A 24,001-nucleotide genomic window follows, 5' to 3' on the forward strand; every position below is an offset into this window, starting at 1 on the left:
TCCTAAACAAAATCCATGTAAAAACCTTAAGAAATTCTATAGATTTTTTGAAACTAAAAGCATTTAGTTTAACTAATTAACTTTATAAGGCCCTGAAATCTCATCTTACAATTTTGAAAGTCCACAAAAAATTGCCACAAAATTAAATATTACCCTTAGAAAGCCGATATAAGTAACTGAATTTAGTGATCTGTTCATTAAATGCTTTAATACTAAAGAAATATTATATTAAGTCGAAAATATTTAAGAACAAATTTTATTCACCATCGACTAAATATTAAGAAAGTTGTGAGGGACTTTGAAAAAACCAATACTCTACGTCGGACTAGCGCTGGCATCACTATTTAGCTTTAGCTATATCTTCTTTGCAGAAGATACAGCGAAGACAAATAGCTACAGTGAGATTGCGAAAGAGATTGGTATTGAATATGAACTAGTTAAACCAAAAGTTAAAGCAAGGCTAAACTCAAATGTAGCTACGTTCAGTAAAAGAAGTCCATCTTCAGTTGCACAAGAAAGTGTAGACGAAGCAGTTGAACCGAGTAAAAAAAGAGCAGATTTTCAAATTTCAAAACTTGCTGTTAATAAAAAGAAAAATAATTCAACACAAGTATTCTTAAACGATTCAGATTACTCTAGGCCATATTATTCGAATAATTCATTTGAAAGGATGCCTGCAAAAGCAATTGAAAAAATAGAGAAGCAAGAAGAAAGTAAACAAATTGTTTACTCCATCCCAACTCCTCCAAATGATATTGAAGAAAATGAAGAAGAAATAGATACTAAGCAACAAAACACTGGTTCAAGCAATACAGTCATTGTTACTCCGGCCATTGAAGGGCGAATCCCTCCTCTATCAGGACTAATAACACAAACAAATAAAAGTATATTCATTAATAATGCCTATGCAGCAACAACTTGTGACAATCCAAAGGTAGAACTTTTTGATCTTGTGACAATGACAGTCCTTGAAGATAACCCGATTACATTTGAAGGAATCAACACTTCAACTTATTTTAATTTTGATGCAAAAAAGTTGGCCCTCGATCTGACAGCTCCTGCTCGTTACAAAGTCAAAGTATCTGGTTGTAGCGATGAGCTAGAAAAAGTTGTAACTAGTTACTTTACTCCACAAGATATTACTCCGGTTTCAACATTATTAGCAAAAATCACGAATACAGATTTTGAGTATACTCCAACGAAAGAGCTTGCAGATTATCTCGATCGCACAGAAGCTTTAATTGAAGCAAGTATCGATAATCAAACAATAGACTATGACTTAATTTACAGTGAGCTTGAGAATAATACAGAGGCAAGCAACATCTTCACAGAATTAACGAATGGTGAAACTGCTGCAATTTTAAAAGATGCTGCACCGAAGTTAAAAACTCTTGAAACACCTACTTCATTAAAAGAAGGAATTTCTAGTGACTTTAAAACAAGTGCAGTTCACTGGGATTCATCATATCCTGTTGCCTATCAATGGATACTTGATGGAGCGACTGTTTCAAATACCAGTACATGGAGCTACACTCCACCAGCTGATACTGCAGCAAGTGCTGAGATAATTGTTAGAATTGGAAAGAAGAATGATGGTGACGACAATGTAAACACAGCAATTCCTCATCATCAATTTATCTATACTCTCGATGTAGAACAAATTAACGATGCTCCTACTCTTGTAGCATCCCAAAGTGTAAATGTAACAGAAGATACAATTCACAACTTCTTTCTGACAACTGGTGATGATGTGGACTCGCCAAGTCTATCTTATATTACAACTTCACTACCAACAAACGGAACGCTTACTTGTGTAGGAACAACTAATGAATGTACGTATACACCAAACGCAGATTTTGTAGGTGTTGATACCTTTACATATAAAGTTAATGATGGAGAGCTAGACTCAACTGAAGCGACTGTGACTTTAAATGTATCAAATGTTAATGATAGGCCAGTTATTGGTGCAGATCAAAGTCTGACTTCAGCTGAAGATAACACACTTGCAATCACTCTTAACCAGGCTACGGATGTTGATAATTCACAAGCATCCCTTACATATAAAATTGTAAGTTCTCCGAATAATGGAACTCTTTCAAATTGTATTACAACAGGTACATATGGAAATGATTTAACTTGTGATTATACTCCAAATACAAATTTTTATGGAAATGATAGCTTTAGTTATATTGCAAATGACGGGTCTCTAGATTCTGCAGGTGTAGCAACTGTATCACTAACCATTACTCCAGTTAACGATGCTCCTACACTTGCAGCTACTCAAGCAGAAACGACAAATGAGGATACAGTCATTAACTTCAATCTAGCGGCCGGAAGTGATATTGAAGCAACACCTCTCAATTATACTATTATTTCATCAACGACTAGTGGTGTACTTAATTGTACACAGGGAACATCGACAGCTTGTAGCTATAATCCAAATTTAAACTTTTTTGGAACTGATACATTTACGTATAAAGTTGATGACGGAGAGCTTGATTCAACAACGGCCACTGTGACAATTACTGTTAACACAGTAAATGATGCTCCAGTAATGGGAGCAAATCAATCAGAGACGACTAATGAAGATACTGCAATTAATTTCACGTTAAATACTGCAACAGACGTGGATCTTCCTGCCCAAACAATCTCATACAAACTTGTGTCAGCTCCTACTAACGGTACTCTATCAAATTGTATAACGACTGCGACTTATATCAATGATAGAGACTGTACATATACTCCAAATGCTAATTACAACGGATCAGACTCATTTACATATATTGCAAATGATACTGTCACAGATGCAGTCACTTTTGCGACGGTAACTCTAACAATTAACGCTATTAATGATGCTCCGACACTTGCTCTAACTCAAACAGTTAGTACAAATGAAGATACAGCACTTAACTTTACTCTAAATGCTGGAGCAGATATTGAAGGAGACACACTTTCATATATAATCGTTTCAGACCCTGCAAAAGGTACCTTAACTTGTACAGGTGGTACATCTAGAGATTGTACATATACACCAGACCTAAATGATAACGGATCAACTACATTCACATATAAAGTAAATGATGGACAACTTGATTCATCAGTAGCAACAGTTACCGTGAACATTACTTCAGAAAATGATGCTCCTGTAATGGCCGGAAACCAATCTGAAACGATTGCAGAGGATAATACTCTTAGCTTCACTCTTTCAGGTGCTACGGATGTTGATATCCCTGCACAAACAATTCAATATAAACTAATTACAGCTCCAGCAAATGGTACTCTTTCAAACTGTATTAATACATCAACGTACTCTACTGATATTATTTGTGACTATACGCCAGGAGCAAATTTCAGCGGAAGTGACTCTTTTACATATAGAGCAAATGACACACTAACAGACTCTGCAACGGATTCAACAGTATCGATTACAATCACTCCTGTAAACGATGCTCCAACTCTTGCGGCCACTCAAAGTCTATCAACAAATGAAGATACAGTACTTAACTTCAACCTAACTGCAGGTTCAGATATTGAAGCGGATACACTTTCATACATAATCGTTTCAACTCCAGCAAATGGGAGCCTTAGCTGTACAGGTGGTACATCTACGGCCTGTACATTCATACCTGATTCAAACTTTAATGGTTCAACGACATTTACCTATAAAGTAAATGATGGTGCACTTGATTCGACGCTTGCAACAGTTACAATTAACGTTTCAGCAGTGAATGATGTACCTGTTATGGCAGCAGATCAAGCACATTCAACAAATGAAGATACTGCTGTAAACTTCACACTTAATGGTGCGACAGATGTTGATCTTCCAGCTCAGACATTAAGTTATAAGATCATTACTTCTCCTACAAACGGTACTATTTCAAATTGTATTACAACTGGCAGCTATGGAACTGATATCTCGTGTACTTACACACCGAATGCAAACTTCTATGGAAGTGATTCATTTACTTATACAGCAACTGATAGTGTTGGGGTTGCTGTAACAAATGCGACAGTTTCATTAACAATCAATAGTGTAAACGATGCTCCTACTCTTGCTGGAGACTGGTCATTTTCAACAAATGAAGATACGGCCCATAGCTTTAATCTAACAGCGGCCACTGATATTGAAAATGATGCGCTTTCATATCTTATTGTATCAAATCCAACAAACGGAACTCTTTCATGTACAGGTGGAACGTCAACAGCATGTACATATACACCAAGTCTTAATTTTGAAGGAAGTGACTCATTTACTTATAAAGCAAATGACGGAGCACTTGACTCAAATACTGTTACAGTAAATATCACAGTTAATGCAATCAATGATGCACCAGTAATGGTTGCAGATCAAAGTGAAGTAACTAATGAAGATACTCCATTTAGTATAACTTTAAATGGAGCTACTGATGTTGACCTACCAGCGCAGACTATTAGTTATAAAATAATAAACTCTCCAACAAATGGTACAATTACAGACTGTATCACAACAGGCTCTTACGGAACTGATATCATATGTACTTATACACCAAATGCAAATTTCAATGGTTCCGATTCATTTACATATCTAGCAAATGATGGACTACTAGATTCAGCAACAAGCTCAACTGTTAACCTTACAATTAACGCTGTAAATGATGTGCCAACTCTTGCAGCAACTCAAACTGTTTCAACAAATGAAGACACAATACTAAACTTCAACTTAAATGCTGGCTCAGATATTGACGGTGACACACTTTCATATATCAAGCTTACAGACCCAGCGACAGGAACATTAAGTTGCACAGGAGGGACTTCACGTGCCTGTACTTATACGCCTGCAACAAACTTTAATGGTACAACTACTTTTACATATAGAGTAAATGACGGCTCAGCTAATTCAACAGTTGCTACAGTTACGATTATTGTAAACTCTATTAATGATGCACCTGTTATGGCAGCTGATCAGTCATTTACGACAAATGATAATACAGCACTGGCAATTACATTAAGCAATGCTACAGACGTCGATGGTGATGCTCTTACTTATAAAATTGTTACGCCACCATCTAATGGAACACTTTCAAATTGTATCACAACAGGTAGTTATGGAACTGATCTTACATGTACATATACTAGTAATGTTAATTTCCATGGTAGCGAAACATTCACATTCATTGCAAATGATGGAACTATTGATGCGGCTTCTGTTGAAACTGTAACGATTAACGTAACAGATAAAACACCTTCAGCTGCACCGACTATTGCACTTACATCTGCGACTTATACGAACTCAACTGCAAATACTATGACAGTAAGTAGCTGTAGCGATATTTCTTCTGTGATCATTAACGAAGGAAGCCAGCCGGCCGCTGGTGATGCATGGGTAGCATGTTCAACAGTTGCAAATGCTACAACATATACTCTTGCAAGTGCAACTCAAGGACTTCATACACTTAGAGCTTGGTCAAAAGATCCACACGGAAATATTTCCATATCATCAACTAATATAAGTGTTTACTACGATACAATTAACCCAAGTCTTTCTCTAACAACTCCTTCGATTCAAAAAGGCGGAAATAATATCAATCTTGCATGGAGCGCTACTGATGCCAGTACATCGACGGCACAAAACTTCCAAGTAGATTTCTACAACGGTAGTAGTTGGTCTTCAATTGGCACAACTGCGGCCATTAATGGACCAATTAGTTCACAATCTTTTACAAGAGCGTGGAGTGTTCCATCTATTAATACATCAAACGCTAAGTTTAGAGTTTCATTTACAGACCTAGCTGGAAACTCTGCAACAGTTGAGTCAGCTGCATTTGTGATTGACTCTATTGCACCAGCACTAAGTTATACATCACCAGCAAATAACTCTTACCACTTATCAAGTACGACGATTAACGGAAATTGTGAAAGTGGATTAAATATTAATATCTCTGGTGATATTCAAGCTGCATTTTCGATTGCTTGTTCTGGTGGGACTTTCTCACAAACAGTAAACTTCTCAGACAACGATGGAGCAAAGAATATAACAATCAATCAAGTCGATGCAGCAGGTAACTCGACTTCTGTTACAAGAACTTTCATACGTGATGAGGTCGCTCCAATTCTTACTAAAACTGCTGGTATCTCACCAGACTTTACAAATGCTAACACACCAAACGCATGGTCAGGTACTTGTGAAGGAACATATACGATTTATGTTACAGGTGATGAAACAACTTCATTTAATTGTTCTTCTGGGACATGGAGCTGGACACCTTCACCAAAAACAACAGATGGAACATTTGTTTATAACTTAGTTCAAACTGATGCTGCAGGAAATACATCTTCTCCGGCCCTATCTCTTTCTTGGCAACGTGACGCTACAGCTCCGGCATTTAATGCGACAGCACCAATCCAAATCGAGATCGGAGAAATCCAATCAGAAACAGTTCTGAGAGACAGCATAACAGTATCTGGTATTTGTGAAGGAACAAATGTTATCTCTATCTCTGGAACAGAGTCAGCAAGTATTACTTGTTCAGCGTCATCTTGGACATGGACATCGGCAAATTACACTACAGATGCCACGAGAGCATTCACATTCACACAATCTGACTCAGCAGGAAATACATCAGCACTAACATATACTTGGACAAGAGACTCTAATTTCCCTGCTCTAGCGATCGATGTTAACGCGATAAAAAATAATGGTTCTACTGCCACATTCACAGGAACGTGTGAAAATGGATTAACGATCAATATTACTGGAGCACAAACGACGACAACAACTTGTTCTTCAGGTGTATGGTCATGGACAACAGCATCAACTGCATCAGATGTTAACAATACATATAATTTTGCTCAAACGAACGCTGCCTCTAATACGACAACAGTTTCAGGTAACTGGTATCGTGAAACAGGCCTTCCTGTTATAAATACGATATCTGCAGGAGTTGCGGATCCATCACCAACTAACTTTATTCCATATTCGTTAACAGCTAGTTCTCAAAATGCGAATGTTTACCTAACTCATATTTGTCTTCAATCAAATACAACGACTCAACCTGCAAGTGACGATGCTTGTTGGATTGCAGTGAACTCGACTTCGATTGGAATAACTCCAGCACAAAATATCACTGTAACAGACTACTCTTATCTTCTTGGTTGGGAGCCTGCTTTATACGATGTTTATGCTTGGGTAAAAGATGAAGCTGGAAATATTTCATCAAACACACAAGTGCTAAGTACTGACTACGATCAAATTGTATATAGTAAAGATGCTCCTCCACTAATTTGGGACGTAGCTGCTGCTAATAATGATTTATCATCAATTCCTCCAACAAGAGCAGAATCCTCTGTTCCAACAGGTACTGACCTTTATATTCGTTGGAAGGTAGACGATGCTGTTGGTCTTTCGACTACGGCAATTAATCTTTTCTATACACAAGATGAACAAACATTTACGGCAATTGCTGGAGCACAAGGAATTTCACCACATACTAATCACGGTTGTCCTAGCATCACTTTAGCTGCAAATGAAGGTTGTTTTAAGTGGACAGGTGGTTCACCTCTGGCAACTGCATACAAGATCAGAGTTAAGGTAACAAATATCTCAGGTATTAGTACACAGCTTACTTCAACTCCATTAAATGCTGATCGTATTAAGATTATTGCAGGAAATACTGAAGCAGGTCTAGGTGGGGATGCGAGATCGGCCCTATTCTTTAACAAGCGCGTTGGTGACTCTTCTGATATCCACACTCTTGTCTTTACTGATGATGGTAATATTTATTTTGCAGATTATAAAAGAGGTATTATCACTGTTGACCCTGCAGATGGTAAGCAGAAACTCTTCATTGCAAAAACTGGAACGTCAACTGGAGATGGTGGACCGGCCGAGAGTGCAACTCTACGCTACCCTATGAAAATCACTCTTGATTATCAAGGGAGACTATTAATCCTTGATTATAACAGAATTAGAAGAGTTGACTTAAATCTTGAAAACCCAACAATTGAAACGATTATTGGTGGTGGCTCTAGCACTGCAGACACTGTAGCAAACCCACTAGATCTTCAAATGCGAGGATTATCAAGCTCTGATTACCGTACGAATGCTGTGTTATTCACACCACTACCAAATGGTGATATCTGGTTTAATGCTGAAAGATCAGAAAGTATTGAAACAGACGGCAACTTCAAAGTGCGTATCTACAGAGCAGCAACAGGGCAAGTTGAATCATTCTATCTTGGTGGTACAGGAAATGGTTGGCAGGCATCTCAAGACCTATCTAAGTGTCGAGTTGGATATACTGGTATCAAATTTAATCAAGCGACATCTCAGATTCAAGGAATCACTGGAACGGCCTATCACCATAAGAATTTTCCAGGCTGTGATATGTATGGATCAACTTCTGACTATACTTATGCAAGAATTTATTTTGATCCAACAACTGGTCAATCTATTACACCACTAGATAATAGCTACCGTTGGTATCACTACTATAACTATACAGGTATGGATGGTAACTCATATGTAACAGTAGCAAGAAGTTACATGAATCGAAATAATTTTGATGGAACATACACAAGAATCCTAGGTTCTGGAACGCTTGGAGAATGTGCAGATGGTACTCTGGCCACTGCATGTAATATGGATATCTATTCAGTTTTCGTTGATAAGAATGGAAAAATTTATTTCAGTGACCGCGGTAAAATTAGAACCCTAGATAACGAAGGGAAAGTTGTTACAATCTTTGGCCAAGGTCAGTCTTACGGAGATAATGTAAATGCCGTTAATGCTCGCTTTAGTAATATTAGCCGTGTCACAAGATTAAATAACGGAAAGATTGTTGTAAATGACACTTCATCTTACTATCTAAAAGAATTTACTATCGAAGGGAATATTCACAGTATCGCAGGTAATGGTACAGTGGCCACAGCTTCAACTGCTGCAGCTGCAACAACACAGCCAGTAAGAAACCCATATTGGACCGTAGTTGATCGTGCAACGGGAAATATCTATATGGACCGTGTAGAATGGCACTATGGACGTTTTTCAATGCTTAACCGCTCGACAGGTATGTGGGAAGATGTCTTTAGCAATACAAGTGGTACAGCTTATTATGACCCGACTTCTGATGGAAAAATTGGCAGTGACATTGATGTTGCCGGTGATCAAAACAGGGCCCTACCTCTTGGTTTTGCCAATGGTAAGCTATTCTTAAATAGAATGAGATATAACTCAACAGACCTAAGATACGAAGACTTTATGCTTAAGGCATATGATTCGGCCGATAGCTACAGACAAGAACACGTCTGGGGTGTTCTTGGATACAATAGTACAGAAGAAGGTTGTACAGAACTAAGAACTGCACCAACTTCTGGTAGCACTTGTGAATATGAGTACTGGGATAATTACAGAAATATCTACTACGATAGTGTTGATGCGAAGTATGTAACAGCGAAGATGTATCGTGGTGCTCAGCGCAGAATTATTGCCTTTAAAGACGGAAACGTTGAGCAAATTGCCTATACAGCTAGAAATATTGATGACGGTTTCGTTTACACTAGAAGAGGCGGAACGCAATATCTCTACTACTGCTATGCTAGCAGACTATATGCTCACAATATCGATACAGACACTGATCTTGGTGCCCTGAGTTGGACAATGCCTCAACTTTCATGTCGTGGTGTGGAGTTTGATTACAATCCAACTAACGACTCAATCATCTTCCCATTTGAGCAAAACGGACTCTATGGAGTTGCAGAATACTTCCTCTAAACAAGTTTAGATTACCTAACATTTGTTCCTGTAAAATACTGATTTTACTCATGTACAAAAGACATACATAGTTATAAATAATGCTCAACAATGAATATTTTCATCTTATTTAAGCTAAGATGTGAGCATTATGAAGAAGATAAAAACTACGCTTTCCCTATTCGTTTTTTTCATCAATTTACTAGTACTAGGTAGTGAACTAGATATTAGTATGCTTCCAGACAAGAGTGTTCTTCCAGGTGAAGTTGCCATACAAGTTCTTCCGATAAAATCAGTATCAAATGCCACGTATAAAATTACAATTGAAAGTAATCAGCAGTGGCGTGCCGAAGGCCCAGAAGAAGCAAACCTAATTGCTGGCGATCTAACTTATTTAACTTTTTATACATACACTCCAAGCTTTGTTGATGCAGGAACAATTCATGAATTGAAAATTGTTTTTACCAATACACAGACACAAGAAAAGATTGAAAACAATATTAGCTTTGTTGTTGCCAAGAAACATAATCTCGATTTTTTTGATGCTGATCAAAATATTGAAACAAATAAGAAAAATCACTCTCTTAACTTAAAGGTTAAAAATACTGGTAACTCAAGTGAAGTTTATAACTTCTCAATAAGAAACTTAACACCTGAAGTAAGTGTGAGTGTAAACAGCTCCCCTATTACCATTGCTGCAAATGAAGTAAAGCTTCTTCCTGTAAGAGTTAACTTTAAAAATAGTACTTCAACTTATGCGGCCTTTGAAGTGAGCGCAAAAGTTGGAACAATTACAAAATTTCAAAAAAAATTCCAGGTAAAATTTGTTAGCTCAACAAATAACCAGGATAGACAAGGTAATTACCTTGATACAACACTAACTATTACTAATGACTACATGAGTGTGGAAGGTAAAGACTCAAATCTAAGTTCAGTAGTCTTAAATTCTAACGGGGCCCTATCTGACTATGTTTCTTTATCAAGCTACGTACAAGCAAATATGGTCAATGGACAAGCACAAGATGCACGTGGCACATTCCACTTTGATGGTGATAACTGGCGATTTAGTGCTGGAAATAATGTCGATCTAGACGTTGATACAAATGTTGGTAACGAGGCCCGTGATGGTGTTGCCTATTCAAGAGATATATTGCCTAACCTAAAAGTTGGAACGCTAGTAGGTGTTGACGAAAATGATGAATTTAATACAGCGGCCATGGTTCAATATGACCCAAAACCAGGACAACGAACTTTTGTTATCATCAACCAGAATACAGACTCTGGAGAAACATCTGGCTCAATTGGCTATCGTGGAAATTTTAATCCTAATGATAAATTATCATTTGCACCATCCCTAACTGTTTCCGATGACCCTCAACGTGGAGTAATACAAGATTACCGTACAGCTATTCGTTACATGGTAAGAAAGAACCTCCCTATTGCAATAACTTCTGGTTATAGAAGAGATCGTTTTCAAGAAGTTATTTATAATAATACTTCACTATCTTACGATTTTGATGGTGTTCTTCTCGAACTTAGCAGAAATGACGAACTAAACAAAGACACTTTCGAAACAAATGAGCAGAGTAGATCACATCGCAGCTCTAATAATGTTCGTGTAAGCTTTCCAATGGGAGGAGGCTTGTCGGCCAGTGTTAACTACCAAGATCAAACTAGCTCAAGTGAAAGTGAACAAAGAAAGTTCATCACATTCGCCTACCAGAACAAGCAATTATATGCCGCAATGAGAGCTGGTGTTGCAAGCAAGAATTATACAGATGCAAATATTCAAGACTATACTAACGAGCCTTTCATATCTGTTGATTTAAGCTACAAAGCACCAAAGTTCACAATAAGATCGCATTTTGAGTATGAATCATATGGGGATGACTCATATCGTACACGTACTAGTGTAGGCGTAAACTATAATATCAACAATAACCACTTTAATGGTGATGCCTACGTTAGAGTTGGCCATGATGAAGGCCAAAGAAACGATTACGTAACACAAACACAAACTGATCTTGATTATATCGAAGCAGGTATTCGAACAGGAGCAGACAGTAATTATTCATTCGAAATTTATACAAGAGCAGAAGATAATCATCAATATGATGATATCGATTATCAAATAGGTATTCGTTTTCAATACCGTTTTGGAGCAAAGACGCCAAGAGGTGTCGAAGATGCTTTTGGTGGAAAACGCACAGGTAGTATTGCTGGCCGAATCTGTATTGATCGAAACCTAAATGGCCTATGTGAAGACTTTGAGCCGGGTGTTGAAGGCCTTAATATTTATAGCGTAACTGGAAGCACAACAACCGACAAAAATGGCAAATACATCATTAATGAGCTTAAACCAGATATTGACCACATCTCTCTTATTGAGCGACAAGTTACTGCGAAGTCTTTGGAGTCAGCGCAATACTATAAGGGGACAAAGGTCATAAAGAATCAAACTGTACATGTGGACTTTGCACTAAAGGAAATATCATCAATCAATGTCTTCTCTTATAATGATATTAACAAGAATGGACGTTTTGAAAAAGACTTCGATACTCTAATTGGAGATATCACATACCAATTAATAGATAAGAATGGAGAGATTATTCCAATAAGCGCCCGTTCTTTAAATGGAATTAATTACTCACGTCTTAAAAACGGAAATTACAAGTTAATTGCGACAGCAAACTCTCCTATTTACCAAGAGATCCAGAAAGAAGTTACATTAGAGCTACCTAAAGACAATATGCAGACAATATCATTTGGGTTCGAAATCATTAATGCAGACACTCTGCCGACACAGGAGCTTATTGTTTCAGAGTTTGATAGCAGTATAATTAGTTCGCCTAAATTTAGCGCCTTATTAATATTAGACTCATCTGAAACTGAATACACAATTCTTTCAGATATTTCCGTAGAACTTGATGGCTATCAAGTTGATATAGAAATCGAAGAAGTATATTCTGGCATGTGGGATATTAATATCGACTTGAAAAATCTTATTTCATTGCTAAGTCAAAAAAACGAGATCACTATTGATATTGAGTTAGAAAATGAAAATGGTGAAAAACTACAAATCAGAAGAACTAGAAACCTCTTCTACAATAATTAAGGCCAATAAGAGATGAAAATATTTTTAACTATCATTCTACTTTGTGCAAACCTTTCAGCTTCGGCTTGTCTCGTTCTACAAAAGGACGATAATGGCAAAAAGTCACATCCTGCAATCAAACATTATGTTGAAGATGGAGACAAGAAGAGAGAAATCGTTGTAAAAAACACGAGTGACAGTATTTGTCGCTACACTATTATCAAAACAGAGCTTATCCAATCAAGAGATGGTAGTTATAGCTATCTTCCATATAGAATTGGTCAAGATGTAAGTTATTCATTAGCGCCATATATGTCACTTTTAGATGAAAAAGGGATTGAAAGCTTTTCTATTGAACAAAGTTTAGCTCCTGGAGAGACAAGGCACTATGGACTACAAATTAACATTGCCTCTGACTTAAAGACAGGTAGTTTTCAGGCCGGATTTAAAATTGATTATATGAGTGGAGCAACAAGCTTCATCGTTGGTGAAATTTATTACTCAACTAAAGAGGCTCAAGTATCACCACAATTGAGATTCTTAAAATTTGACAAGAAAAAGAACAAGCTTACTTATGCACTTGCAAATAAAGGAAACGCTTACACATTCTTTGAGATGAATCTAATCTATACTGATCCGATATCAGGTTTTGAGTCTCATGGTGTAACTGTAGATAACGAACTGCACTTATTTAAGGCCAATATAAAAAACCACCTCCTGCCAGGAGGTAAGACAATTTTATCGGAAATTAGTCTTAAATCACACCTAAGAAATTTAAGAAAACAATTTGCGCAACAATACCCTGGACTGGACTTTCCAGAAGTATTAAATCTTACGGCCGTTCCGCTATACGGGATTGACTACGAGAACTGGACAAATCACAAAAACTTACCATTAGGATTCAAATCAGTAATGATTCAAACTAATTTATAAATTTAAGGAGAAGACAATGAAATTAATTAAGCTAGCAACACTTGCAACAGCATTAAGCTTCAATTCATTTGCAGCAGATTCAACAGCAAATGGATCAATTACATTATCAGGTGGATTTTCACCAAAAGTTAGCAGTGTTTCGATTGCACTTGTTGATTGTGGAAAAGACGTAACATTTAATGACTGTGATGCAACTCTAAGTTCCACAAGCTTTGGATCACACACACAAGATGCAACATTAAACCTAGGTACTTTTGATGGTGAATCAAATACACGTTATATAAAATTTGAAATCAAATCAAAAATGTTACTTTTCAAAGGTGACTACCTGAAAATTTCAAAATCTCTAACATCTTCTTCAAATGATGTATCTGTAGCACTTGAAAAAATGATTTTTGTATCTGCAGGTCTAGATACATATGGACAACAGACTCTTGGTGGAGCGACTTCTAGCCTAGTATCAGGCGATATCATGGTAGACACTAAAAAAGCTATTACTGATGTTGCATCAGAAGTATACAACTCTGCAGCAGCTAATCCAGGTGAAGCAAACGCTAAAGTTCTATCTGCCTTAGCAGATAACACAGCACTTACAGTTAGAGGAATTATCGCTCTTGAAGCTGGTGATGAAGCGACTTCAGACAACTTCCAAGCTGTAATCAATGTTGGTTTCACTGGTGTTGACGGCCTATAATGATTAAAAATATAGCTCTCACATTCATAACTCTTATTGCTTTTAGCATTTATGCTTCTTGTAATATGGGTGGCTCTTTTAGATGTGAGAGCTATTCTGATATTGGCCTCAATGGTCTAACTCTTGATCCATGGCAAGTGTATGAAGGTAGCTACTCTTGTTCATCACCGAGTAATTCAAATTACTACTATGATATCCAAGACATTAGTATAAAAGCTGGAATGACACTGGAGATCAGTTTTAAGACTGATACAAGTGCAGAACTCGATTTAAAGGCCATCACTTCAAAAGGGATTAGACATATCCAACGAGTGAAAAATCAGCTGATGTATGATGCTATTGATGGAGATCGTTGGTATTGGCAGACATATCAGCTTACTATCACTGGAAAAGCAACAACGCTAACTCAACTTAGAATTAAGCTTCCTGCATATACAAATATTGATGATTTCCAGTGGACTATTGAGGACTCATCTGGTTCTGGGACGAATGGACGTTATTTACAATTAAATGATCAAATACATTTCAACTACACTATTTCAGAAGATGACTTCTTCTCTCCAGTTCCAAAGGTATGGAATATAGAGCTCGAAGGTGTCTTTGGAGCAAATGATGAAGCATTAATAGGATTTGCACCTCGTAGTACTAACCCAATATTTCTTCCAAGCTGTGAATCTATCATAGATTCACTTATTGTTGTTACTGCGCAAGAAAGTGGTAATGATTCATTTTCAATAGAGTGTGATCAGTTAATATTCCCACTTAGTGCACGAATCCCCTATTTAAGATTAAAAAATAACACGGCAAAGAGTTATTGTTCGGCAATAAATTTTTCGATTCAAACTCGATTTAGACTATCTATCTCAGATGATATTCAATCAACTGATTACAACGAAGTATTCGATATTATTACAGAATTTAAGTAAGAAATAATTTCAGGGATACTTGGCCTACCTTGCATTTCCAGATGTAAAATGCGATTTAGTAAACAAATATACAAACAAAAAATAGATAGTGAGGATAATATGAAAAAAGCACTTTTATCACTAGTGTGTCTACTTACACTTAATGCACAGGCCGGTATCTCTATTGGACTACCTCCAGGAATGAGCATGCCAGACTTTGATTCAATTGAGCAATCTCAACGTGTTTTTGAGGAAACAGTTGAAGAGCTAATGGCAAATGAAGAAGTTAAATCAATAGTTAGAACTGTTGAAGAAGACTACCTAGCAGCTTGTACTGCACAGCCAGAAAAAGCTTCTGCATCACTATTTAATATGTACCTTCGTTATAACTGTGAAGGTGCAACAGATGTTAAACTTGTTATTACAGCAAAGATCAAAAAAGGCGTTGTAAAAGTAAAAAACTATAAAGTTAAGTTCTAAGAAATAAAATAATTGGGCCAGCCTAGCTGGCCTTTTTATTTGCCCTTTTAATTATATTAATGTAATTAATACCAAAATTTATACAAGGGAGCTGCACCATAATGTGGCTGAGAATAGCGGAATTGGCCGTAAAACCTTCTAACTTGATCCAGGTAATGCTGGCGTAAGGAGATTCAGATGAAAATACTGATACTAGTATTTATTTCCCAACTAATTCATGCTCAAACAAAAACAGTAGATTCAGACAATGCAATCTATATCTATGGTCTTTTTGAAAAGAAAGAATATTACAGTGATGCTAATAGTATTTCTTTAAAGACGCAAAAAGATTTTTCGCAACAACAATCAACAGATATCAGTGAGACCTTTAAGGCGATTCCAAACCTAAATATGGCAAATGGTAGCTCTCGCTCAAGCTTCTTTCAAATAAGAGGTATTGGAGAGCGCTCAGCATATGAAGGGATTTCGAATTATTCAGTTGGTTTAATGGTAGATGAAATAGACTATACGGGAGTTTCTGGAACAACAAACCTTAACGGAGTTAAGCAACTTGAGATCTATAAAGGACCTCAAGCAACACGTTTTGGTCCAAGTGCAATGGCAGGAATGATTCATGTAAAATCTCTTACACCATCACAAAAATCCCAAATAAATACATATCTTTCATATGAATCATTTAACACTTGGGAAGAAAGTATCAGTTATTCAGGAATGCTAAGTAAAACGACAGGGCTAGCACTCGCTATTAGTAAAAGAGATAGCGATGGTTATATGAACAATGATTACTTAAGTCGCAAGGATACAAATGGACAAGACGAAATAAATCTACGCACTAATCTGACGATGGACTTTAACACGGCAACTCTAACGACAGGGTTACACTACTTTGATAAAAACAACGGATACGATGCGTTTGTTCAAGACAACGGTTTCACGACACGTTCAGATAAACCAGGTAAAGATGAAAGTAGAACATTTGGACAATACATAAAACTTGAAAAAGATTTGAATGCAAACCTGACAAGTACATCGATATTAACTCACTTCAAAAACAAATCTTATTATAGCTACGATGAAGACTGGGGAAATAATCCATACTGGAATTCAATCCCAGGATGGAACGCAGACTACGACTACAATATTGAGTTCCCAAGAGAGCGAGAGGATTTCACATTGGATCAACGTCTCTCATCAAAGGCCACGACAGCTGGTATTTACCTAAAATCATCTAACGAAGATTTCAAGGAAGTTGGTTATGAAGACTCAGCAGTAAGAAAAAATATAAGTGGAGAAGTCGATACAAAATTAGTTTCAATTTACGCTGAAAGTAGAAATGAGCTAAGTGAAAAATTGAGCTTAGACTATGGTGCACGTCTAGAATATCGCAAGGTAGAATTTGAATCATTAGAAGGCGGTATTAAAACAAATCTTACACCAGAAGATCTGATGTATGGCCTTAATATCACGCTATCTAAGAAAGAACTTCTTGGTGATCTTGCATACGCTAAACTATCTAAAGGATATAAGCCTGGTGGTATAAACACACAGTCGGCCGTACCAAATTCAAGAAAAGAGTTTCAACCTGAAGACCTCTATTCATTAGAAATTGGACAGAAGTATCTGATAAAAGAAAAAGGGATTTCAATAAATAGCTCTCTTTTCTTTATGTATCGAAATAATGCTCAAGTTAAAACATCATTTCAAGATGATCCAATGGATCCAAGTTCGTTCACATTCTACACAGATAACGCTGCAAGTGGGTTCAATTATGGAGCAGAGATTGAAGCTAGTCTTGAAAAACCATATGGCCTAAACCTCTCTTCAGGACTTGGTCTACTTGGAACGCGCTACGGAGACTACAATATTGGTACACGTGATCTTGAAGGAAGACAAATGCCTCATGCACCAAACTACCAAGTTAATTTAAACCTTAACTATAAATATAGAAATGGACTGTATTGGGATATCAACTTCTACGCTTCAGATGATTTCTACTACTCAAATTCACACGATTTGAAATCTGATCCGTATCAGATAGTTGATACTAAGATAGGATATCGCTACAAGTCTTTAGACGTCTCAATTTGGTGCAAGAATGTATTTGATGAAACATATTCTCTGCGTGGTTATTACTTTGCGAATATGCCTCCAACTTGGCAAGATGAGCTATATACTCAAAACGAGGCCCCAAGAAGCTATGGGCTTAGCTTAAAGTATGAATTTTAAATTAAGTACTAGAGATAATCTTTATTAATACCATATGCATTAAAAATATGATCATCAGGAGTTACACGGTAAAGTTTTAATTTGTTTCTCTCTCGATGTTGTGAAATATATGTTTCATAACAATCTTCTACAGATAGAACTTCACTAGTGAAAACTCCTTGCTGGTCAAAAGCAAAGCGTTCAGCACGATAAGCATGTTGGGCGCGATTTTTCTCTTTTATTTCATAAATTTCATACATCTTATTCGTTTCATACTCTGAAAGATCCTTCATAGGCTCAAGATCTAGACCGAATAACTTTTGAAAGTCTTTGAATGTATTATAATAAATCATATCCACTTCATACTCTTGTGGTATTAGCTCATCAAGAGCATGTGTTGCTTCATGAACAAAGAAGTGAGCAACAAGTCCTAATTCATCTTCAAGACCGATGAAGATTGTAGGTGTCTCCATTGTAAAGTCAAAAAGAGCAGAAGTTCTCTGTGTTAATCCTCTGCGCTCTCTTTCAAGCTTTGAAAGGTTTCTTATTTTTAATTTACCATCATCTAATAAGGGCCTGATTCTATTAACAACCTCCTGGCCTTTATCAGTTGTTGATACTAATGAGAAAAGATCATCAATTGAATAGTTACTTTTATTTAAGTGATAATCTTGCCCAGCTCGATTAATTACACATCTATCAACTTCGGCCCTTTGATCTTGCGTGCGGTGTCGATAAGTTGGGTTATGATCTATATCTGGACCAAAACCACCGAGACCACCTAGGCCGCCAAAAGATGCTAGAATATTTAGTTTTATGAATGTGAGAGCTAGGTATTTTTCCATAATGATCTTCCTTTAAGATGAAGATATCACTTAATAGATGCTACTTGTCATTAATTGAAGATACTTCATATTTGACTATTTTCTATACATATTTCAGCAACTTAGCTTAATTAAATAGGCCCAGAACTAGACGATTTATGATGATTTGACTAAAACTATAGGATACTAATTTAACGTAAGAGAGATTTATGGGAAGAAAATCAGCAAAAATTGCGGCCAAAAAAGGCGCAGCAGACAAGGCCCGTGGGCAAGTATTTACGAGAGCTCTTAAAGATGTATTCTTAGCATCGAAAAGTGGTAGTGGAGATCCTGATACTAACTTTCTTTTGAAGGTTGCTATTGATCGTTGTAAGAAGTTTAACGTACCAAAAGATAATATCGACCGTGCGATAAAAAAAGGACAAGGTGGTGATGGTGCAGGTTACGTCGATATCAACTATGAAGGTTACGGACCTGGTGGTGTGGCCGTTTTCGTTGAGGCCTCAACAGATAATAATACAAGAACTGTAGCAAGTGTAAGAAGCTACTTTAATAAAGTTCAAGGATCACTTGGACAAACTGGTTCTCTTGAATTCGTATTTAAAAGAGAGGCAAACTTTCTCGTGAACGAAGAGAATGTTTCTGATAAAGACGAATTTGAACTTGAGATTATTGATGCAGGTGCTGAAGATATTACACTAGAAGACGGTGTTTTTGAAATCATCGCACCAGTTGAATCATTTGGAGACATTCAAAAGAAACTTCAAGAAATTGGGATTACACCTGAAGAAGCGAGACTTGAAAGAGTTCCTTTAAACTATAAAGCAATTAATGATGAAGAGACATTGAAGCAATTCGAAAGATTAATCGATCTTCTTGAAGAAGACGACGATGTTGTTACTGTTTATCACAACCTTGAAGAATCAGAGGAGTAATTCATGAAAAAAATCATTATTACTCTAATCACTCTTATTGCAACAGCTGGCGCTTCAGATTTAAAAGTAGAAAAAGATCTTGCGAAAAATCTATTTCTTTCACTAGAGTCAACAGTAGAACCAGATTGCAACGGGTCTAAATGTATAATCGAATTAGACCAAATTTTTTGTACACAATTGTTTAAAAAGACAAAATGTACAGTAGGCGCTTTTTCAAATGGTGACATTCTTGTTAAGACAGTAAAGGGTGACGAGGCACAAGATATCTCGGACGCTTTATACGATATTAGCGAAGCGACTTGTTCATCAGACAAAGATGCCTGTGGAATTCATTTCTACAATGTAACTTGTGAAGAAAAATCAAAGTTAGTATTTAAATCATATAAATGCCATTTAAGTGACTTAAGAAAATAGTTTAAATAAAGGGATCCTTAGGATCCCTTTTTTTTACTAACCAAGCTTACTCATATCAATGACAAAGCGATAACGGACATCACTTTTAAGTACCCTTTCATAAGCTTCATTAACTTGTTTAGGCTCAATCATTTCTATCTCAGGGGAAATATTATGCTTCCCACAGAAATCTAACATTTCCTGTGTCTCTTTGATTCCTCCAATAACAGAACCTGCATAACTTCTACGTTTCATAATAAGTGGAAATGGATGTATTGCTAAAGGTTCTTCAGGAACTCCAACAGAGACCAATGTTCCATCTAGTTTTAAGAGATTAAAATAATTTCCCATATCTATTTTATTACTAGAAACAGTATTAATAATAAGGTCAAACTTTTCGGCGTTCTCTTCAAAAACTTTCTCATCTCCCGTATAGAGGAATTTATGCGCTCCTAATTTTGAAGCATCCTCTTGCTTATTCTTTGTATGACTAAGAACTGTAACTTCAGCACCTTTTGCGGCCGCTATCTTAACTCCCATGTGCCCTAGTCCCCCAAGCCCCATAATAGCAACTTTTTTGCCAGGGCCAGCTTTCCAATGAGTTAAAGGAGAATACAGCGTTATACCTGCACACATAAGCGGGCCAGCTTTTTGTAAATCAATATTGTCAGGAATCTTTAAAACGAAGTCTTGGTCAACTACGATAACATCAGAATAGCCACCTTGAGTATGGCCAGTACCATCATCAACTTCCGAACCATATGTCTGTGTTGCCCCTTGCTCACAATATTGTTCAAGATGATTTTCACAAGGAGAACAACTACGACAAGAATCGACAAGACATCCAACTCCAACACGATCTCCTATTTTATATTTTTTTACATTTGCACCAACCTCTCGAACAACACCAGCAATCTCGTGCCCAGGAACTAGAGGAAAAGGTGTACCTAGTCCCCACTCATCTCTTACCATATGAATATCAGAGTGGCAGATACCACAATACTTAATATCGATCACAACATCATTAGGTCTAGCTTCTCTTCTTTCAAAATTATATGGTTCAAGTGGCGCTTTAGGACTCTTTGCCGCGATTCCTTTTGATCTAATCATTACAGTCTCCTTGTTTAAGATGATGGCATTTTACAAGGTAAGTGCTACCTAATAGATTAATGATTTTCTTAAATTTTATTCTTCGGATATAATATAAACATGGCAAAGCTAAATGTATCAATTGAGGGTGTTAGGTATAATCTGTTTAATGATTTATACTATCGAATGATCAGAACATCCTGGTCTCGTTTTTTTCTAACTGCGAGTTTAATATACTTGATCATTAACTTTCTTTTTGCGTTACTTTACTTTTACTCTCCAGCAGAAATTTCAAATACTAATAGTAACTCGCTTTGGGATGCATTTGTCTTCAGTTTTCAAACAAGCTCAACTATCGGCTATGGTTACTATCTTCCTAAAAATGACCCTGCCCACTTCTTAGTGATAATCGATGCCATGACTGGTATCTTCTACGCTGCAATTATAACAGGTATGGCCTTTGCTAAATTTGCAAAACCTTCAGCTAAGATTATTTTTACAAATAATATTATCATCGCTACGTTTGATTCAGTACCGACTCTAATGTTTAGAATTGCCAATAGTAGGGATACACATATTATCGATGCATCAGTTAAGGTTGGGGCCTTAATTCCCTATGTTTCTAAGGAAGGCCATCATATAAGACGTACATGTAACTTAAAGTTGATGAACACAGAAAACCCGACATTTCTTCTAACATGGACAGTTATGCATCCCATCGATACAGAAAGTCCACTCTATGGCCTAACGTTAGATGAAATAAAAGAGAAAAGAATATCTTTTTCAACTTCATTTACTGGAATAGACAAAGTACTTACTCAAACTGTTCACTCTAACCACATCTACCTTGCAAAGGACTTACTCAAGGCAAAGAAGTTCAAGGACGTCCTCAAGCATGATCAAGAGGACTCCTATCAATTAAATTTAGATAATTTTCATTCGATAGAAGATTAGAATCTAATCCCAGCTCCAATGTAAAAATTGAATCCACTTTGATCAATTTGTTGTGAAACACCACTTTCATGTGCCATTGGTGCAAGCACGTAATCTCTTTGCTCTACTCCTACTTGTACAAAGAAATTATCCCAAAAAATGGCCTTCGCCTCAAGCGAGACACCGTAAGAATAGCCACCAATATCGTTAAAGTGATTTTCTTCATACTCTGCACCATTGTAGTAAGTTTTAGTATCAGATTGGACATGAACTAAACCTGCACTTATACCTGGACTTAACTCAAATCTAAAACGGGGAGTATCAACAAGTCTAATGGCATATTTCATACCAATTTGGATATCATTCAATATCGTAACATTTTTAGCTTCATAGACATCATATTGATCATCCTCTAGAAAGCCTCCTTCAGTTACACCAACATGTCGACCAGACATATTATAGCGACGATACGTATCGGCCAATTCAATACTAAAAGTTTGAGTAACAAGATACTCAATTGTTACTTTATGACCTTCTTTAAATTTTAAATTTTCATCTAATATTCGATCGAATTCATCATCATATAAATCGTAAAGAGAATCTCCATCATTTGAAACATTATAAGAGGTATCCATATCTGAACGATTTATCTTAGAATATGTTATAACAAATCTTTTTCTAATTCCGTCAAGGAGCGATTCCTCCTCTACTTCGAGCTCCTTTATCGCAATAGGCTCAAAGACAGCTTCGTTATCACCAGTTAATTCATTTAAGTGAGCGTGATTGATATTTAAGTTCTCACCAAAAACCTGAGGAATAAATAATAGAAATGATAAAAATATTTTTTTCATCTAATGCCTTGTTTTAAAATATTAATAGAATTCTGGTAGATCTAACTCTTCCTCAACGTATTCGTCATATTCTTTATCACCTTTTTTTGTATCAACTTCATATGACTTACCAAAAAAGAACTCTTCCATATCAAAACGATATTGATAAGTGAGCATAAACTGTGTTTCATCGAAGCTCTTTTGACCACGACCGAAATTCTCATTGAATTCGTTACGCTTTACTTTTAGCCCAAAAGTATGCTTCGACTTTTCACTTGGCCGATATTCAATACCTGCTCCATATTCGTTTTTCTGATAAGAGTAATTAAATTTTTTATCTTCAGTTTCAAAATTTCTTTCATCACCTTGTTTGTAGTAGGCATAAGCACGGGCATTACCATCACCAATTTTGAAATGGATTTCACCAGTTGCTTCGATATCTAAATTGACCGAGTCTTGATTATAGATTCTCTTATAGGAACGACCGAGATTACGACTATCTTCTTCATTAAACTGATGAACACTCCAAGTATCACTTGCTTTTGCAACACCTGATAGAATTAATGTCGCACCATCATCTAAGACAAATGCTTTTCTAATTACTAAGTGCGCATATTGAATACTACCGTGCTGCCCGATAGAGTCATGGATCTTTTCATATTTTGCGCCAAGGGCCCTTAGAGCGATCTCAACACCACCAAATTCTTCTCTTTGATACCTTTTTTCAAATTGCATCCAGTCCAACTCTGCAAGCTCTAAATTACCGTTACTATCGGCCCTAAAAGTGAGTGTAACTGGCCCTTCATCAAGGCTTGAGTCTTTATACCAATTGCCAAGATTAGTCTTAACACCGGCCTCGGCCCCATATAAATTATCGGCCGCAAAAGACGTTGAACTAGAACAAATTAAGAACGTACTTATAATAGATAAGCTTTTAAGTGATTTAATCATATGATTGA

Annotated in this window: 14 protein-coding genes and 1 riboswitch; of the genes, 10 read left to right on the forward strand and 4 right to left on the reverse strand. The window is 36.6% G+C overall.

The genetic code is table 11. The features are described from left to right. Positions 1 to 298: 298 nt before the first annotated feature. The 7 genes from ACMAYL_RS02330 (at position 299) to ACMAYL_RS02360 (ending at position 18,059) form a co-directional block, all read left to right on the forward strand. Entirely contained in the window at positions 299 to 9,748 is a 9,450-nt protein-coding gene (locus tag ACMAYL_RS02330) for a tandem-95 repeat protein (RefSeq protein ID WP_412470671.1), read from the forward strand. Between the two features lie 130 nt (positions 9,749 to 9,878). Beyond that, complete coding sequence (locus ACMAYL_RS02335; protein WP_412470672.1) at positions 9,879 to 12,842, forward strand: hypothetical protein; 2,964 nt, start codon at positions 9,879 to 9,881, stop codon at positions 12,840 to 12,842. Positions 12,843 to 12,854: 12 nt separating this feature from the next. Then, the gene (locus ACMAYL_RS02340; protein WP_392991776.1) at positions 12,855 to 13,754 is read left to right on the forward strand and encodes a hypothetical protein; all 900 of its coding nucleotides are present in this window, start codon (positions 12,855 to 12,857) and stop codon (positions 13,752 to 13,754) included. Positions 13,755 to 13,770: 16 nt separating this feature from the next. Then, positions 13,771 to 14,448: a hypothetical protein gene (locus ACMAYL_RS02345; RefSeq protein ID WP_392991774.1), complete on the forward strand. Its 678-nt coding sequence runs from the start codon at positions 13,771 to 13,773 to the stop codon at positions 14,446 to 14,448. Beyond that, on the forward strand, positions 14,448 to 15,374 hold the full coding sequence (locus ACMAYL_RS02350; RefSeq protein ID WP_412470673.1) for a hypothetical protein: 927 nt from the start codon (positions 14,448 to 14,450) through the stop codon (positions 15,372 to 15,374). The genes ACMAYL_RS02345 and ACMAYL_RS02350 overlap by 1 nt, the downstream gene beginning before the upstream one ends. Positions 15,375 to 15,473: 99 nt before the next feature. Next, positions 15,474 to 15,833 carry a hypothetical protein gene (locus ACMAYL_RS02355; protein ID WP_392991771.1) on the forward strand — a complete coding sequence of 120 codons (360 nt, stop codon included), beginning with the start codon at positions 15,474 to 15,476 and terminating at the stop codon, positions 15,831 to 15,833. A gap of 74 nt (positions 15,834 to 15,907) precedes the next feature. After that, positions 15,908 to 16,020: riboswitch (TPP riboswitch) on the forward strand. Continuing rightward, positions 16,011 to 18,059, forward strand: coding sequence for a TonB-dependent receptor (locus ACMAYL_RS02360; RefSeq protein ID WP_412470674.1), 2,049 nt, complete (start codon positions 16,011 to 16,013; stop codon positions 18,057 to 18,059). It overlaps the preceding riboswitch by 10 nt. An 8-nt stretch (positions 18,060 to 18,067) precedes the next feature. Here the strand turns inward: ACMAYL_RS02360 and ACMAYL_RS02365 are convergent, their stop codons facing one another. After that, positions 18,068 to 18,883: a hypothetical protein gene (locus ACMAYL_RS02365; RefSeq protein WP_412470675.1), complete on the reverse strand. Its 816-nt coding sequence runs from the start codon at positions 18,881 to 18,883 to the stop codon at positions 18,068 to 18,070. A 188-nt stretch (positions 18,884 to 19,071) separates the two neighbouring features. Between ACMAYL_RS02365 and ACMAYL_RS02370 the strand changes: the two genes are divergently transcribed. Both ACMAYL_RS02370 and ACMAYL_RS02375 read left to right on the forward strand, forming a co-directional pair. Further along, positions 19,072 to 19,797, forward strand: coding sequence for a YebC/PmpR family DNA-binding transcriptional regulator (locus tag ACMAYL_RS02370; protein ID WP_412470676.1), 726 nt, complete (start codon positions 19,072 to 19,074; stop codon positions 19,795 to 19,797). 3 nt (positions 19,798 to 19,800) lie between these two features. After that, positions 19,801 to 20,211: a hypothetical protein gene (locus ACMAYL_RS02375; protein WP_412470677.1), complete on the forward strand. Its 411-nt coding sequence runs from the start codon at positions 19,801 to 19,803 to the stop codon at positions 20,209 to 20,211. A 36-nt stretch (positions 20,212 to 20,247) separates the two neighbouring features. Here the strand turns inward: ACMAYL_RS02375 and ACMAYL_RS02380 are convergent, their stop codons facing one another. Beyond that, positions 20,248 to 21,300: an NAD(P)-dependent alcohol dehydrogenase gene (locus tag ACMAYL_RS02380; RefSeq protein ID WP_392991762.1), complete on the reverse strand. Its 1,053-nt coding sequence runs from the start codon at positions 21,298 to 21,300 to the stop codon at positions 20,248 to 20,250. A 99-nt stretch (positions 21,301 to 21,399) separates the two neighbouring features. Between ACMAYL_RS02380 and ACMAYL_RS02385 the strand changes: the two genes are divergently transcribed. Then, on the forward strand, positions 21,400 to 22,233 hold the full coding sequence (locus tag ACMAYL_RS02385; protein WP_412462664.1) for an ion channel: 834 nt from the start codon (positions 21,400 to 21,402) through the stop codon (positions 22,231 to 22,233). Here the strand turns inward: ACMAYL_RS02385 and ACMAYL_RS02390 are convergent. Continuing rightward, positions 22,230 to 23,063, reverse strand: a complete 834-nt coding sequence (locus ACMAYL_RS02390; protein WP_412470678.1) for a hypothetical protein — start codon at positions 23,061 to 23,063, stop codon at positions 22,230 to 22,232. The two genes, ACMAYL_RS02385 and ACMAYL_RS02390, sit on opposite strands and share 4 nt — an antisense overlap. A 21-nt stretch (positions 23,064 to 23,084) precedes the next feature. Further along, positions 23,085 to 23,993, reverse strand: a complete 909-nt coding sequence (locus tag ACMAYL_RS02395; RefSeq protein WP_412470679.1) for a hypothetical protein — start codon at positions 23,991 to 23,993, stop codon at positions 23,085 to 23,087. Positions 23,994 to 24,001 lie beyond the last annotated feature (8 nt).

The sequence above is a fragment of the Halobacteriovorax sp. RT-2-4 genome (assembly GCF_047085445.1).
Taxonomy (GTDB): domain Bacteria; phylum Bdellovibrionota; class Bacteriovoracia; order Bacteriovoracales; family Bacteriovoracaceae; genus Halobacteriovorax_A.

Bases quoted from the DNA above. Each gene is read 5' to 3' on its own strand.
- ACMAYL_RS02375 (WP_412470677.1), top strand. From the start codon at position 19,801: ATGAAAAAAATCATTATTACTCTAATCACTCTTATTGCAACAGCTGGC.
- ACMAYL_RS02370 (WP_412470676.1), top strand. From the start codon at position 19,072: ATGGGAAGAAAATCAGCAAAAATTGCGGCCAAAAAAGGCGCAGCAGAC.
- ACMAYL_RS02360 (WP_412470674.1), top strand. From the start codon at position 16,011: ATGAAAATACTGATACTAGTATTTATTTCCCAACTAATTCATGCTCAA.
- ACMAYL_RS02350 (WP_412470673.1), top strand. From the start codon at position 14,448: ATGATTAAAAATATAGCTCTCACATTCATAACTCTTATTGCTTTTAGC.
- ACMAYL_RS02380 (WP_392991762.1), bottom strand. From the start codon at position 21,300: ATGATTAGATCAAAAGGAATCGCGGCAAAGAGTCCTAAAGCGCCACTT.
- ACMAYL_RS02345 (WP_392991774.1), top strand. From the start codon at position 13,771: ATGAAATTAATTAAGCTAGCAACACTTGCAACAGCATTAAGCTTCAAT.
- ACMAYL_RS02385 (WP_412462664.1), top strand. From the start codon at position 21,400: ATGGCAAAGCTAAATGTATCAATTGAGGGTGTTAGGTATAATCTGTTT.
- ACMAYL_RS02335 (WP_412470672.1), top strand. From the start codon at position 9,879: ATGAAGAAGATAAAAACTACGCTTTCCCTATTCGTTTTTTTCATCAAT.
- ACMAYL_RS02365 (WP_412470675.1), bottom strand. From the start codon at position 18,883: ATGGAAAAATACCTAGCTCTCACATTCATAAAACTAAATATTCTAGCA.
- ACMAYL_RS02395 (WP_412470679.1), bottom strand. From the start codon at position 23,993: ATGATTAAATCACTTAAAAGCTTATCTATTATAAGTACGTTCTTAATT.
- ACMAYL_RS02355 (WP_392991771.1), top strand. From the start codon at position 15,474: ATGAAAAAAGCACTTTTATCACTAGTGTGTCTACTTACACTTAATGCA.
- ACMAYL_RS02390 (WP_412470678.1), bottom strand. From the start codon at position 23,063: ATGAAAAAAATATTTTTATCATTTCTATTATTTATTCCTCAGGTTTTT.
- ACMAYL_RS02340 (WP_392991776.1), top strand. From the start codon at position 12,855: ATGAAAATATTTTTAACTATCATTCTACTTTGTGCAAACCTTTCAGCT.